The 13472-nt window shown below is 68.8% G+C and carries 15 protein-coding genes; all 15 read left to right on the forward strand.

Annotated features, from left to right (window positions below):
- Nucleotides 1–79 precede the first annotated feature (79 nt).
- The 15 genes from pyrH to hemP all read left to right on the forward strand — a co-directional run bounded on the left by pyrH (nucleotide 80) and on the right by hemP (nucleotide 13440).
- Nucleotides 80–790: a UMP kinase gene (pyrH, locus tag AC1Q7O_RS02885; protein WP_492658505.1), complete on the forward strand. Its 711-nt coding sequence runs from the start codon at nucleotides 80–82 to the stop codon at nucleotides 788–790.
- 75 nt (nucleotides 791–865) lie between these two features.
- A complete protein-coding gene (gene frr, locus AC1Q7O_RS02890; protein ID WP_492658504.1) occupies nucleotides 866–1426 on the forward strand; it encodes a ribosome recycling factor in 561 nt (186 codons plus the stop codon).
- On the forward strand, nucleotides 1423–2163 hold the full coding sequence (uppS, locus tag AC1Q7O_RS02895) for a polyprenyl diphosphate synthase (protein WP_492658503.1): 741 nt from the start codon (nucleotides 1423–1425) through the stop codon (nucleotides 2161–2163). Before frr ends, uppS begins: the two co-directional genes overlap by 4 nt.
- Before the next feature lie 13 nt (nucleotides 2164–2176).
- Nucleotides 2177–3013, forward strand: coding sequence for a phosphatidate cytidylyltransferase (locus tag AC1Q7O_RS02900; protein WP_492658502.1), 837 nt, complete (start codon nucleotides 2177–2179; stop codon nucleotides 3011–3013).
- On the forward strand, nucleotides 3010–4194 hold the full coding sequence (gene ispC / locus AC1Q7O_RS02905) for a 1-deoxy-D-xylulose-5-phosphate reductoisomerase (protein WP_492658501.1): 1185 nt from the start codon (nucleotides 3010–3012) through the stop codon (nucleotides 4192–4194). Before AC1Q7O_RS02900 ends, ispC begins: the two co-directional genes overlap by 4 nt.
- The gene (gene rseP, locus AC1Q7O_RS02910; protein WP_492658500.1) at nucleotides 4185–5555 is read left to right on the forward strand and encodes an RIP metalloprotease RseP; all 1371 of its coding nucleotides are present in this window, start codon (nucleotides 4185–4187) and stop codon (nucleotides 5553–5555) included. Before ispC ends, rseP begins: the two co-directional genes overlap by 10 nt.
- 15 nt (nucleotides 5556–5570) lie before the next feature.
- Entirely contained in the window at nucleotides 5571–7883 is a 2313-nt protein-coding gene (gene bamA / locus AC1Q7O_RS02915) for an outer membrane protein assembly factor BamA (protein WP_492658499.1), read from the forward strand.
- 2 nt (nucleotides 7884–7885) lie between these two features.
- Nucleotides 7886–8401 carry an OmpH/Skp family outer membrane protein gene (locus AC1Q7O_RS02920; protein WP_492658658.1) on the forward strand — a complete coding sequence of 172 codons (516 nt, stop codon included), beginning with the start codon at nucleotides 7886–7888 and terminating at the stop codon, nucleotides 8399–8401.
- A 12-nt stretch (nucleotides 8402–8413) separates the two neighbouring features.
- The gene (gene lpxD / locus AC1Q7O_RS02925; RefSeq protein ID WP_492658498.1) at nucleotides 8414–9442 is read left to right on the forward strand and encodes a UDP-3-O-(3-hydroxymyristoyl)glucosamine N-acyltransferase; all 1029 of its coding nucleotides are present in this window, start codon (nucleotides 8414–8416) and stop codon (nucleotides 9440–9442) included.
- Nucleotides 9439–9900 carry a 3-hydroxyacyl-ACP dehydratase FabZ gene (gene fabZ, locus AC1Q7O_RS02930; protein WP_492658497.1) on the forward strand — a complete coding sequence of 154 codons (462 nt, stop codon included), beginning with the start codon at nucleotides 9439–9441 and terminating at the stop codon, nucleotides 9898–9900. Before lpxD ends, fabZ begins: the two co-directional genes overlap by 4 nt.
- 11 nt (nucleotides 9901–9911) lie before the next feature.
- Nucleotides 9912–10700 (forward strand): acyl-ACP--UDP-N-acetylglucosamine O-acyltransferase, encoded by a 789-nt coding sequence (gene lpxA / locus AC1Q7O_RS02935; protein ID WP_492658496.1) that lies wholly within the window; start codon nucleotides 9912–9914, stop codon nucleotides 10698–10700.
- A gap of 26 nt (nucleotides 10701–10726) precedes the next feature.
- Nucleotides 10727–11827, forward strand: a complete 1101-nt coding sequence (lpxB, locus tag AC1Q7O_RS02940) for a lipid-A-disaccharide synthase (protein ID WP_492658657.1) — start codon at nucleotides 10727–10729, stop codon at nucleotides 11825–11827.
- Nucleotides 11799–12419 (forward strand): ribonuclease HII, encoded by a 621-nt coding sequence (gene rnhB / locus AC1Q7O_RS02945; protein ID WP_492658495.1) that lies wholly within the window; start codon nucleotides 11799–11801, stop codon nucleotides 12417–12419. The genes lpxB and rnhB overlap by 29 nt, the downstream gene beginning before the upstream one ends.
- The gene (locus AC1Q7O_RS02950) at nucleotides 12416–13186 is read left to right on the forward strand and encodes a TrmH family RNA methyltransferase (protein ID WP_492658494.1); all 771 of its coding nucleotides are present in this window, start codon (nucleotides 12416–12418) and stop codon (nucleotides 13184–13186) included. Before rnhB ends, AC1Q7O_RS02950 begins: the two co-directional genes overlap by 4 nt.
- A gap of 71 nt (nucleotides 13187–13257) precedes the next feature.
- Nucleotides 13258–13440: a hemin uptake protein HemP gene (gene hemP, locus AC1Q7O_RS02955; RefSeq protein WP_492658493.1), complete on the forward strand. Its 183-nt coding sequence runs from the start codon at nucleotides 13258–13260 to the stop codon at nucleotides 13438–13440.
- Nucleotides 13441–13472 lie beyond the last annotated feature (32 nt).

Here is a 13472-nt window from a genome sequence, read left to right on the forward strand (position 1 = left end):
CTTGCGAAATGAAAGGGCGCCAAGTTGGCGCCCTTTAAACTTGCGGCCCACCAGAAGCCGCCAAAACACTGAGGACACCATGCCCGCGTACAAGCGCATCCTGCTCAAACTCTCCGGTGAAGCCCTGATGGGCGACGACGCCTACGGCATCAATCGCGCGACCATCGTCCGCATGGTGCAGGAAGTCCGCGAGATCACGCAGATGGGCGTGGAAGTCGCCGTCGTCATCGGCGGCGGCAACATCTTCCGCGGCGTGGCCGGCGGCTCGGTCGGCATGGACCGTGCCACCGCCGACTACATGGGCATGCTGGCCACGGTGATGAACTCGCTGGCCCTGGCCGACACGATGCGCCAGGAGGGCATGATCGCCCGCGTGATGTCCGCCATCGGCATCGAGCAGGTCGTCGAGCCCTATGTGCGCCCGAAGGCGCTGCAGTACCTCGAAGAGGGCAAGGTCGTCGTCTTCGCCGCCGGCACCGGCAACCCCTTCTTCACGACCGACACCGCCGCCGCGCTGCGTGGTGCCGAGATCGGCGCCGAGATCGTGCTGAAGGCCACCAAGGTCGACGGCGTCTACACGGCCGACCCCAAGAAGGACCCCGCCGCGACGCGCTACTCGGCCATCACCTTCGACGAGGCCATCAGCCGCAACCTGCAGGTCATGGACGGCGCCGCCTTCGCGCTGTGCCGCGACCAGAAGCTGCCGATCAAGGTGTTCAGCATCTTCAAGACCGGCGCGCTCAAGCGCGTCGTGCAGGGTGAGGACGAGGGCACACTGGTCCACGTCTGACGCTTCAGTCCGTTGGGGACGGGGCTGCCCGCTGACACCCCGGCAGCCTGTCCCGCAGAGAAATAGGTATTGATCATGAGCATTGCCGACATCAAGAAGAATGCTGAAGGCCGGATGGCCAAGTCCGTCGAGTCGCTGAAGGGCGAACTGCAGAAGATCCGCACCGGCCGCGCCCACCCGGGCATCCTGGACCAGGTCAGCGTCGACTACTACGGCTCCATGGTGCCCATCAGCCAGGTGGCCAACGTGACGCTGCTGGACGCGCGCACCATCTCCGTCCAGCCCTGGGAAAAGGGCATGGGCGCCAAGATCGAGAAGGCCATCCGCGAGAGCGACCTGGGCCTGAACCCGGCGTCGCAGGGCGACCTGATCCGCGTGCCGATGCCGCCGCTGACCGAGGAGCGCCGCAAGGACCTGACCAAGGTCGTGCGCAACGCCGGCGAAGACGCCAAGGTGGCCGTGCGCAACCTGCGCCGCGACGCCAACGAGCAGGCCAAGAAGCTGCTGAAGGACAAGGAAATCGGCGAGGACGACGAGCGTCGCAGCCTCGACGAGGTGCAGAAGCTCACCGACCGGGTGATCAACGAGATCGACAAGGTGATCTCGGCCAAGGAAGCCGAGATCCTCGCGGTTTGAGCGCGGTCCTCAGCGTGGCGCAAGACCGCCCGGCGCCGCCGCGCCACGTCGCCATCGTCATGGATGGCAACGGCCGCTGGGCCAAGAAGCGCTTCCTGCCGCGCTTCTTCGGGCACAAGGCGGGTGTGGAGTCCGTCGTCAAGGTCATCCAGGCCTGCATCGCACGCGACATCGAGCACCTGACCGTCTTCGCGTTCTCCAGCGAGAACTGGAAGCGCCCCGACGACGAGGTCTCCGGCCTGATGGGGCTGGTGCTGGCCGCCGTGTCGCGCTACCTGAAGAAGCTGGACGGGCTGGGCGTGCGCGTGCGTGTCATCGGCGACCGCGACGCGGTGTCCGCGAAGCTGCAGCATGCGTGGAACGAGGCCGAGCGCATGACGGCCGCCAACACCAAGCTGACGCTCAACGTCGCCTTCAACTACGGCGGCCGCTGGGACATCGTGCAGGCCTGCCGCAAGGCCATGGCCGCCGGTGTGCCCGCAACGGACCTCACCGAGGAGCGGCTGTCCGAGTTCATGGCGCTGGCCCATGCGCCGGACCCGGACCTCTTCATCCGCACCGGCGGCGAGGTGCGCATCAGCAACTTCATGCTGTGGCAGGTCGCCTACTCGGAGTTCGTGTTCTCGGACTGCCTCTGGCCCGAGTTCGGTGAGCGTGAGCTGGATGCGGCCATCGCCGCCTTCCATGCGCGCGATCGTCGTTTTGGCGGGGTCAAGGACGCCCCCGCTGCTGCCTGACCCCGAGGGCGCCATGCTCAAGACCCGCGTCATCACCGCCATCGTCCTGCTGGCCGTCCTGCTGCCCGCGCTGTTCGCGGCCTCGCCCTGGTACTTCGCCGGGCTCACCGTGCTGATGATCGGCGCCGCGGGCTGGGAATGGGCGCGGCTGAACGGCCTGCCCGGCACGGGCGCCATCGCGGCCGGCGTGTCGCTGGCGCTGGCCTGCATCTGGACGCTGCTGATCGGTGGCCTGAACGCGCCGCCGGCGTGGATCTGGTGGCTGGCCACCGGCGTCTGGGTGCTGGGGGGCGCCTATGCGCTGCGTGCCGGGCCCACGGGCTGGCCGCGCATCGCGCAGGTCGGCCGCCTCGCGCTCGGCGCGGTGCTGCTGTGGGGCGCCTGGCTGGCCATCGTGCAGGCCAAGGTGCACGGCATCAACTTCATCCTGTCGGTGTTCTGCCTGGTTTGGATGGCCGACATCGCTGCCTACTTCTGCGGCCGTGCGTTCGGCAAGCGCAAGCTGGCCCCCGCCATCAGCCCCGGCAAGAGCTGGGAGGGCGCCTGGGGTGGCATGGCGGGCGTCATCCTGCTGGGCTTCGTGTGGGTCCACGTCATCGACGTGCGCGTCGCCGTCGACTCGCCCAGCCTCTACACGCTGCTGGTGCAGCGCCACGGTGTCGTGTCGCTGCTGGCGCTGGTCTTCCTCGGCGCGATGAGCGTCGTCGGCGATCTCTTCGAATCCCTCGTCAAGCGTGCCGCCGGTGCCAAGGACAGCAGCAACCTGCTGCCCGGCCACGGCGGCGTGCTGGACCGCATCGACGCGCTGCTGCCCGTCTTCCCGCTGGCGCTCGCGCTCATCTCGCTATGAATCGTCAACGCGTCTGCGTCCTCGGCTCGACCGGCTCCATCGGCGTCAACACGCTGGACGTGCTGGCCCGCCACCCCGAGCGCTACGAGGTCGTCGCGCTGAGCGCGATGAGCCGCGTCGACGAACTGCTGCAGCAATGCCTGCAATGGCAGCCGCGCTTCGCCGTCATGCCCGAGCGCGATGCCGCGGCCCGGCTGCGCGAACGTCTGCGCGAAGCCGGCAGCCGCACCGAGGTGCTGGACGGCGCCGACAAGCTGGCCCACATCGCCGCGCACCCGAACGTCGACACCGTCATGGCGGCCATCGTCGGCGCCGCCGGCCTGGCGCCTGCCATCGCGGCGGCGCGGGCCGGCAAGCGGCTGCTGCTGGCCAACAAGGAGGCCATCGTCGTCGGCGGTGCGCTGTTCATGCAGGCGGTGGAAGAGGGGGGGGCCACGCTGCTGCCCATCGACAGCGAGCATTCGGCGATCTTCCAGTGCCTGCCGGAAGACCGCGCGACCTGGCAAGACCGCATCGATCACATCGTGCTGACGGCGTCTGGCGGCCCTTTCCGCAGCCGCGACCCCAAGACGCTGGCCGACGTGACGCCGGACCAGGCCTGCGCCCACCCCAACTGGGTCATGGGCCGCAAGATCTCGGTGGACTCGGCCACGATGATGAACAAGGCGCTGGAGGTCATCGAGGCGCGCTGGCTGTTCAACCTCGCGCCCGAGCAGATCAGGGTGCTGATCCACCCGCAGAGCATCATCCATTCGATGGTGGTCTGCCGCGACCAGTCGGTGCTCGCGCAGCTCGGCACGCCCGACATGCGTGTGCCCATCGCCTACGGCCTGTCGTTCCCCGAGCGCATCACGTCGGGCGCCAGCCGGCTGGACCTGCTGACCACGCCCAGCCTCACGTTCGAGGAGGCCGACGCCGTGCGCTTCCCCGGCCTGCACCTGTCGTGGCAGGCGCTGCGTGCGCCCGAGGGCAGCACCACGGTGCTGAACGCGGCCAACGAGGTGGCCGTCGACGCCTTCCTCAACGGCCGCCTGCGCTTTGACCGCATCCATGCGCTGAACGCCGACTGCCTGGCAGCCGTGGCGCCCAGCGCCGCCGACTGCGCGAGCATCGACGGCCTGCTGGCGCTCGATGCCCGCGTGCGTGACGTGGCGCAACAGCGGGTGCTCGCATGGACGTGATCCAGAAGGCCTTCTGGTTCCTCATCGCCATCGGCATCCTCGTGCCCTTCCACGAGTGGGGCCACTACCGCGTCGCGCGGGCCTGCGGCGTCAAGGTGCTGCGCTTCTCCGTCGGTTTCGGCCGTGTGCTGTGGAGCCGTGTCGCCCGCAACGGCACCGAGTTCGCGATCAGCGCCATCCCGCTCGGCGGCTATGTGCGCATGCTGGGCATGGGTGACGAGCCCGTGGCGCCTCACGAGCGCGAACAGGCCTTCCGCAACCGCCCGCTGCGCCAGCGTGCCGCCATCATCGCGGCCGGCCCGATCGCCAACTGGCTGCTGGCCATCGCGCTGTTCGCCGCCGTTGCCTGGCTGGGCAGCGAGCAGCCCAAGGCGCTGCTGGGCACACCGCCCGCCGCGTCGCTGGCCGAGCGCGCCGGCCTGCGTGCCGGTGATCAGGTGCACGCCATCTCGCAGGACGGCCAGCAATGGGACGACATCGCCTCGCTGACCGAGCTGCAGGCCGCCGTCGGCCGCGCGCAGGCGCTGGGCGAGAGCCTGCACCTGTCCGTCACCGGCGCCCAGGGCCATGGCTCACGCAGCCTGCGGCTGGAGACCGAGCGGCTGGCCGGCCGCTCGCCAGACGCCAGGCTGTTCAGCGAGATCGGCCTGGTGCCGCTGGCCGAGCCGCTGATCCGCCAGGTGGTGGCCGGTGGTGCCGGCGACGCCGCCGGGCTGCAGGCCGGCGACCGCGTGCTGTCCATCGACGGCCAGGCGGTGCCCGACGCGGGCTACCTGCGCGACGCCATCCGCCGCGCCCATGACGGCGAGCGGCCGCGTGCGATGGCCTGGCGCGTCGAGCGCGCCGGGCGGGTTGTCGAGCTGACCCCCACGCCGAGACTGGTCGACGACGGCGGGCAACGCATCGCGCGGCTGGAGATCGGCGTCGGCACGCAGCCGGAAACGGTGTCCGTCAGCTACGGGCCGGTGGACGGCCTGGTGCGCGGCGTACAGCAGAGCTGGGACATGGCGGCCACCACCGTGAAGCTGATCGGCCGCATCCTGGTGGGTGAAGCTTCGGTAAAGAACTTCAGCGGCCCGCTGACCATTGCAGACTACGCGGGGCAGTCGGCGCACGCGGGGCTCGCACCGTTCCTGGACTTCCTCGCCAAGATCTCCATGAGCCTGGCCGTGCTGAACCTGCTGCCGCTGCCGATGCTCGATGGCGGACACCTCATGTATTATCTTTTCGAGGGCTTGAGCGGCCGTCCCGTCTCCGACTGGTGGCAGCAGAAACTCCAAACGGCTGGCTTCCTGATCCTGATGCTGATGCTGGCCTTGGCCCTTTCCAACGACGTCGGCCGCTACGCGGGCTGGCACTGAAACTCCCGGTTCCCCATGTCCTTTTCTTTCAGTTCGGGAGCGTCTCTGCGCCCCTCAGTCGTGGCTTTGGCTCTCGTGGGGACGTTCCAGTCGGGGCTGGCCTGGGCCGTCGATCCGTTCGTGCTCAAGGACATCCGCGTCGAGGGCCTGCAGCGCACCGACCCCGGCACCGTCTTCGCGTCGCTGCCCTTCCGCATCGGCGACACCTACAACGATGAAAAGGGCGCCGCCGCACTGCGCGCGCTGTTCGCGACCGGCCTGTTCAAGGACGTGCGCATCAGTATCGAGGGTGACGCCGTCGTCGTCATCATCGACGAGCGCCCCATCATCGCCAACGTGAACTTCGTCGGCCTGAAGGAGTTCGACACCGAGGCGCTGTCCAAGTCGCTGAAGGACGTCGGCATCGGCGAGGGCAAGCCCTTCGACCGCGCGCTGGCCGACCGTGCCGAGCAGGAACTCAAGCGCCAGTACCTGACGCGCAGCCTGTACGGTGCCGAGGTCACGACGACCATCACCCCCATCGAGCGCAACCGCGTCAACGTCAGCTTCAACGTGACCGAGGGCGAGCCGGCCAAGATCGCCGAGATCCGCATCCTGGGCACCAAGGTGTTCTCCGAGAGCACGCTGATGGGCCTGCTGGAGCAGACGACGACCGGCTGGCTGACCTGGTACACCAAGACCGACCGCTACTCGCGCGCCAAGCTGAACGCGGACCTGGAAACCATCCGCAGCCACTACCTGAACCGTGGCTATCTGGAAGTGGCGGTCACGTCCACGCAGGTCACGATCTCGCCGGACAAGCAGAGCATCAGCATCGCCATCACCATCAGCGAGGGCCAGCCCTACACGGTGACCGGCGTGAAGCTGGAAGGTGACTTCCTGGGCCGCGAGGAGGACTTCAAGCACCTCGTCATGCTCAAGCCCGGCCAGGCCTACCAGGGCGAGGCCGTGGCGCAGACGACGCGCGCATTCAGCGACCTGTACGGCACCTACGGCTACGCCTTCGCCCGCGTGGACAGCCGCCCCGAGATCGACCGCGCCACCGGCCAGGTGGTCGTCACCTTCGTCGGCGAGCCGCAGCGCCGCGTCTACGTGCGCAAGGTCATCCTGTCCGGCAACTCGCGCACCCGCGACGAGGTCATCCGCCGCGAGTTCCGCCAGTTCGAGTCGGCCTGGTACGACGGCCAGAAGATCAAGGCTTCGCGCGACCGCGTCGAGCGCCTGGGTTACTTCAAGGACAAGGAAGTCAGCATCGACACCCAGGAGGTGCCGGGCGCGCAGGACCAGGTGGACGTGATCCTCACCGTCGTCGAGCGCCCCACCGGCGCCATCACGGTGGGCGCCGGCTACTCCAGCCAGACCAAGCTGTCCTTCACCGGCTCCATCCGCCAGGACAACGTGTTCGGCTCGGGCAACTACCTGGGCATCGACGTTGCCACCGCGCGCACGGGCCGCCAGCTGCAGGTCAGCACGGTGGACCCGTACTTCACGGTGGACGGCGTGTCGCGCGCGCTGGACGTGTTCTACCGCACCACCAAGCCCATCAACACGCTGGGCGAGGAATACGAGTACGTCACCAAGGGCGGCTCGGTGCGCTTCGGCGTGCCGTTCTCCGAGCTGGACACGGTGTTCTTCGGCATCGGCTACGAGCAGACGGACATCACGACGGCGCGTGGCCTGCCGCAGAGCTACTTTGACTACGTCAACCGCTTCGGCACCCGCAGCAACTCCATCCCGCTGACCATCGGCTGGCAGCGCGACAGCCGCGACAGCGTCATCACGCCGATGAAGGGCCGCTACCAGCGCGTCAACTTCGAGCTGAGCGCCGTGGGCGATGTGCGCTTCGCGCGCCTGAACCTGCAGCACCAGGAGTACTTCGAGATCACCAACAAGATCACGCTGGGCATCAACAGCGAGCTGGGTTGGGGCGAGGGGCTGGGCGGCCGTTCCTACCCCATTTTCAAGAACTTCTACGGCGGCGGCCTGGGCTCGGTGCGTGTGTTCGAGGCCGGCACGCTGGGCCCGGTGGACCCGACCGGCTCCTACAGCGGCGGCAACCGCCGCTTCAACCTGAACGCCGAGCTGTACCTGCCGGTGCCCGGCAGCGGCAACGACAAGAGCTTCCGCATCTTCATGTTCGCCGACGCCGGCAACGTGTGGGGCGAGTACGAGAAGCTCAAGCTCGACAGCGTGCGCGCCTCGGCCGGCATCGGCCTGTCGTGGATCTCGCCGATGGGCCCGCTGCGGCTCAGCTACGGCAAACCTATCCGCAAGCAACGCACGGATAGAATCGAAAAATTCCAATTCCAGATCGGGACTGCATTCTGATGATGAGCAAGCTCTTGCAATCGGCGGCTCTGGCCGCGTCGATGATGGTGGCCACTGCGGCCGTGCAAGCCCAGGAACTGAAGATCGGCTACGTCAACAGCGAGCGCGTGCTGCGCGAAGCCAATTTGGCGAAGGCCGCGCAGATCAAGCTGGAAACGGAGTTCGGAAAGCGCGAGAAGGACCTGCGCGATCTGGAGAACAGGCTGCGCGGCGCCGCCGAGAAGCTGGAGAAGGACGCGCCCACGCTGTCCGAGGCCGAGCGCAACCGCCGCCAGCGCGACGTCGTCGAGCAGGAACGCGATCTGCAGCGCAAGCGCCGCGAATGGCAGGAAGACCTGACGCAGCGCAAGAACGAGGAACTGTCCGTGGTGGTCGACAAGGCCAACAAGGTCATCAAGCAGATCTTCGACGCCGAGAAGTACGACCTGATCCTGCAGGACGCCATCCACTTCAGCGCGCGTGTCGACATCACCAAGAAGGTGATCGATGCGCTGAACGCGCAGAGCGCGCAGAAGTAGGCTGGAGCCGCCATGAGCTCGACATCCGTCGCGCTCTCCGACCTGATCGCCGCCTTGGGCGGCGATTTGCTTGGTGGGTCCGAAGTTCGCATCACGGGCATTGCACCGCTGGATGAGGCGGGCGAGCACAGCATCAGCTTCCTCGCCAACCCGCGCTACCAGGCACAGCTGGGCACGACGAGGGCCGGCTGCGTCATCGTCGCGCCGGCGCTGGCCGAGGCGGCCTCGGCGCGCGGCGCTGCCATCGTCACGCCCGACCCCTACCTGTACTTCGCGCGGCTGACGCAGTGGTGGGCCGCCCGCACGCGCCCGCCGGTGCAGGCCGGCGTGCATGCCAGCGCCGTCGTGTCGCCTGACGCGACGCTGGGCGAGGGCGTCGAGGTCGGCCCGCTGGCCGTCATCGAGGCCGGTGCCGTCATCGGCGATGGCGCCCGTATCGGCGCGCATTGCGTCGTCGAGCGCAACGCCCGGGTGGGCGAGGGCACGCGGCTGGCGCCGCGCGTCGTGCTGGGCCACGGTTGCCGCATCGGCGCGCGCGGCATCGTGCACAGCGGCGTGGTCATCGGCGCCGACGGCTTCGGCTTCGCGCCCTCGAAGCAGGGCTTCGTGAAGATCGAGCAACTGGGCAACGTGGTGATCGGCGATGACGTCGAGATCGGTGCCAACACGTGCATCGATCGCGGCGCGTTGGCCGACACGGTCCTCGAGGACGGCGTGAAGCTGGACAACCTGATCCAGATTGCGCACAACGTCCGCATCGGGCGCAACACGGCCATGGCCGGTTGCGGCGCCATCGCGGGTTCGACGACCATCGGCGCGAACTGCACCATCGGTGGTGCGGCCAACATCATCGGCCACCTGACCATCGTGGACGGCGTGCACATCACGGCCTGCACACTGGTGACGCGGGACATCGCGCAGCCGGGCGCCTACAGCGGCGCCTATCCCTTCGAAGAAAACTCGAGCTGGCAGAAGAACGCGGCGACGCTGCGCCAGCTCCACACCCTGAGAGAGCGTGTGCGCGCGCTGGAAAAGAAATGACGACCGAGACGATCACGATGGACATCCACGAAATCCTGACGCGCCTGCCGCACCGCTACCCCATCCTGCTGGTGGACCGCGTCGTCGAGCTGGTCAAGGGCGAGCGCATCCGGGCGATCAAGAACGTCTCCATCAACGAGCCCTTCTTCCTGGGCCACTTCCCGCACCGGCCCGTGATGCCGGGCGTGCTCATCCTCGAAGCCATGGCGCAGGCGGCGACGCTGCTGGCGCTGCGCAGCATGGACATGGTGCTGGACGAGAAGTCGGTGGTGTATTTCGCCGGCATCGACGGCGCCCGCTTCAAGCGGCCGGTCGAGCCGGGCGACCAGCTCTTGCTGGAGGTGACGCTGGGCCGGGCCAAGGCCGGCATCTACAAGTTCAGCGCCCGCGCGCTGGTGGGCGACCAGCTCGCCGCCGAGGCCGAGCTGATGTGCACCATGCGCCGTCTGGAAGCCTGAGGTCGCACGCGATGGCCATCCACCCCACCGCCATCGTCGACCCCGGCGCGCAGCTGGACAGCAGCGTCGAGGTCGGCGCCTACACGCTGATCGGCCCGCACGTGAAGATCGCGGCCGGCACCAAGGTCGGCCCGCACTGCGTCGTCGAAGGCCACACCACCATCGGGCGCGACAACACCTTGTTCCAGTTCAGCTCCATCGGCGCGGCGAACCAGGACAAGAAGTACGCCGGCGAGCCGACGACGCTGGTCATCGGCGACCGCAACACCATCCGCGAGTTCTGCACGCTGAACGTCGGCACGGTCCAGGACCGTGGCGAGACGACGCTGGGCAACGACAACTGGATCATGGCGTACTGCCACCTGGCGCATGACGTCGTCATCGGCAACGAATGCGTGCTGGCCAACAACGCGACGCTGGCCGGCCATGTGCACGTGGGCGACCACGTCACCATCGGCGGCCTGACGGGCATCCTGCAGCGCATGCGCATCGGCGACCACGCGATGATCGGCTTCCAGGCGCACGTCGCGCAGGACGTGCCGCCGTTCATGACGGTGGACGGCAACCCGCTGGCCGCGCGCGCGGTCAACGTCGTGGGCCTGAAGCGCCGCGACTTCAGCGCAGAGCGCATCGGCGTCATCCGCCAGATCTACAAGCTGCTCTACCGCAGCGGCCACACGCTGGACGAGGCCAAGGCCGCCATCGAGGCACTGCGTGGCACGGACGGCGGTGCCGCGGATGGCGACATCGACAACATGCTGACCTTCCTCGCCGCGTCCACCCGCGGCATCGTGCGCTGACCGTGCAGAACCCGCCCCGCCTCGGCATGGTGGCCGGCGAGGCCAGCGGCGATCTGCTGGCCGGCCTGCTGCTGCAGGGCCTGCGTGCGCGCTGGCCCGGGCTGGCCTCCGAAGGCATCGGCGGCCCGAAGATGCTGGCCCAGGGTTTCGAGACCTGGTGGCCGCACAGCAAGCTGTCCATCTTCGGCTACGTCGATGCGCTGCTGAACATCCGCGAACTGCTGTCCATCCGCAAGCAGCTGGGCACGCGCCTCATCGCCAACCGGCCGGACGTGTTCATCGGCGTCGACGCGCCCGACTTCAACTTCGGCCTGGAGACGCGGCTGCGCGAAGCGGGCATCAAGACGGTCCACTTCGTCTGTCCGTCCATCTGGGCCTGGCGGCCGGAGCGCGTCGAGAAGATCAAGGCGGCAGCCGACCACGTGCTGTGCCTGTTCCCGTTCGAGCCCGAGATCCTGCACCAGGCCGGCATCGGCGCGACCTACGTGGGCCATCCGCTGGCCGATGCCATTCCGATGGAGCCGCCGCGTGCCGCGTCCCGCGAGGCGTTGAAGCTGCCCGGGCAGGACACCGTCATCGCGCTGCTGCCCGGCAGCCGCAAGAGCGAGATCCAGTACATCGCGCCGGCGCTGATCGGTGCTGCGAAGCTGCTGGCCAGGCCGGGCCGCCGTTTCGTCATGCCCGTGGTGCCGGGGCTGCGCGGTCTCGTCGAACCGATGCTGCAGGGCGCCGACATCCAGCTCGTCGACGGCCAGTCGCACGCCGTGCTGGCCGCCTGCGACCTGACGCTGGTAGCCAGCGGCACGGCGACGCTGGAGGCGGCGCTGTTCAAGCGGCCCATGGTCATCGCCTACCGCATGAACTGGCTGAACTGGTGGCGCATGAAGGACAAGGGCCTGCTGCCCTGGGTGGGCCTGCCCAACATTCTGGCGCGCGAGTTCCTCGTGCCCGAGCTGATCCAGCACGCCTGCACGCCCGAGAACCTGGCCCGCGAGGCCGAGGCGCTGCTGGCCGATGCGCCGCGCCGCGCCGCGCTGCACCAGCGTTTTGTGCAACTCCACGAGCTGCTGCGGCAAGACACCGCGCGGCGCGCCAGCGATGCGATCGCGACGCTCATCGGTGCCTGAGCAGGTGTCGCTGGACTGGACGCCGCCCGGCCTCGTGGCCGGCGTGGACGAGGCCGGCCGCGGCCCGCTGGCCGGCCCGGTGTTCGCGGCAGCCGTCATCCTGGATGACCTGCAGCCCATCGCCGGCCTGGCCGACTCCAAGGCGCTGACGGCCGCCCGGCGCGCGCGCCTGTTTGATGAGATCCGCGCCAAGGCGCTGTGCTGCAGCATCGCGCACGCGACGACCGAGGAGATCGACCAGATCAACATCCTGCAGGCGACCATGCTGGCGATGCAGCGCGCGGTGCACGGCCTGCGCCTGAAGCCCACGCTGGTGCGCATCGATGGCAACCGGCTGCCGGTGCTGCCGATGGCCGCCGAGGCCATCGTGAAGGGCGATGCCACCGTGCCGGCCATTTCGGCCGCCAGCATCCTCGCCAAGGTGGCGCGCGACCTGTTCTGCGAGCAGATGCACCAGAGCCATCCGCAGTACGGCTTTGCCACGCACAAGGGCTATGGCACGCCGGAGCATCTGGCGGCGTTGAAGGAACACGGCGCCAGCCCCTGGCATCGCCGCAGCTTTGCGCCCGTGCGGGAGGCCGGCATCAAATGAAGATCGACCACATCACGTCCCGCGACAACCCGGCGCTGGTGCGCCTGCGCAAGCTCACCGCCGATGCCGGCGGCTACCGCAAGGCCGGCAGCGTGTGGATCGAAGGCGACCACCTGCTGCGCGCGGCGCTGCAGCGGGGCTGGACGCCGGCGCTGGTGGTGCTGACCGAGGCCGCGATGCAGGCCCCCGAGCTGGCCCAACTGGCCGAGGCCGCGCCGCGCGCGCTGGTGGTGCCCACGGCCTTGTTCAAGGGGCTGAGTGGCCTGGAGTCGCCCGCGCAGATCGGCGCCGAGCTGACGCTGCCGGCCACTCCCGCCATCGATGCGCAGGCCGCCAGCGTCGTGCTGGACCGCCTGCAGGACGCCGGCAATGTCGGCGCCATCCTGCGCAGCGCGGCGGCCTTCGGCGTGCGGCAGGTGCTGGCGCTGAAGGGCACGGCGGCGCTGTGGTCGCCCAAGGTGCTGCGGGCCGGGCAGGGCGCGCACTTCGGGCTGCGCCTGATCGAATGCCTGGCCGCGGACGATCTCGCGGCCCTGGCCGTGCCGCTGATCGCGACCAGCTCGCACACCGAGCATGTGCTGCACCAGGTGGCCTTGCCGTCGCCGTGTGCCTGGGTCATGGGGCACGAAGGGCAGGGCGTGTCGCCCGCGCTGATGGCCCGCTGCGCGCTGACCGTGGGCATCCCGCAGCCGGGCGGCGAGGAGTCGCTGAACGTCGCGGCCGCCGCGGCGATCTGCCTCTACGAAAGCGAGCGGCAGCGCGGCTGACGCCGGGGCCATGTGGCGGCCCTGGATGAGAATTACTTGCAATTGCGAGTTATTCTCATTAGAGTCACTGCATGCTTGATGACCGAGATCCAGCCCCGTCTCCCCCGCCGCCGTTGACGGCGCACGGCGACCTTCCCCGCCGCATCGACAGCGCCACGCTGCTGGGGCCTCGCGGCGAGGTGCAGATCGTCCACCAGCAGCAGGTCTACCGCCTGCGTGTCACGTCGCTGGGCAAGCTCATCCTCACCAAGTAGACCTTTCTTCCCTGCCGCGCCAGCCAGCCGTC

It is taken from the genome of Roseateles sp. GW823-FHT07B05 (assembly GCF_058794515.1).

Excerpts from the sequence above, each read along its gene's own strand:
- hemP (WP_492658493.1), top strand. The coding sequence starts at position 13,258 with ATGCTTGATGACCGAGATCCAGCCCCGTCTCCCCCGCCGCCGTTGACG.
- ispC (WP_492658501.1), top strand. The coding sequence starts at position 3,010 with ATGAATCGTCAACGCGTCTGCGTCCTCGGCTCGACCGGCTCCATCGGC.
- lpxD (WP_492658498.1), top strand. The coding sequence starts at position 8,414 with ATGAGCTCGACATCCGTCGCGCTCTCCGACCTGATCGCCGCCTTGGGC.
- bamA (WP_492658499.1), top strand. The coding sequence starts at position 5,571 with ATGTCCTTTTCTTTCAGTTCGGGAGCGTCTCTGCGCCCCTCAGTCGTG.
- pyrH (WP_492658505.1), top strand. The coding sequence starts at position 80 with ATGCCCGCGTACAAGCGCATCCTGCTCAAACTCTCCGGTGAAGCCCTG.
- lpxB (WP_492658657.1), top strand. The coding sequence starts at position 10,727 with ATGGTGGCCGGCGAGGCCAGCGGCGATCTGCTGGCCGGCCTGCTGCTG.
- AC1Q7O_RS02920 (WP_492658658.1), top strand. The coding sequence starts at position 7,886 with ATGAGCAAGCTCTTGCAATCGGCGGCTCTGGCCGCGTCGATGATGGTG.
- lpxA (WP_492658496.1), top strand. The coding sequence starts at position 9,912 with ATGGCCATCCACCCCACCGCCATCGTCGACCCCGGCGCGCAGCTGGAC.
- rseP (WP_492658500.1), top strand. The coding sequence starts at position 4,185 with ATGGACGTGATCCAGAAGGCCTTCTGGTTCCTCATCGCCATCGGCATC.
- fabZ (WP_492658497.1), top strand. The coding sequence starts at position 9,439 with ATGACGACCGAGACGATCACGATGGACATCCACGAAATCCTGACGCGC.
- rnhB (WP_492658495.1), top strand. The coding sequence starts at position 11,799 with ATGCGATCGCGACGCTCATCGGTGCCTGAGCAGGTGTCGCTGGACTGG.
- AC1Q7O_RS02950 (WP_492658494.1), top strand. The coding sequence starts at position 12,416 with ATGAAGATCGACCACATCACGTCCCGCGACAACCCGGCGCTGGTGCGC.
- AC1Q7O_RS02900 (WP_492658502.1), top strand. The coding sequence starts at position 2,177 with ATGCTCAAGACCCGCGTCATCACCGCCATCGTCCTGCTGGCCGTCCTG.
- frr (WP_492658504.1), top strand. The coding sequence starts at position 866 with ATGAGCATTGCCGACATCAAGAAGAATGCTGAAGGCCGGATGGCCAAG.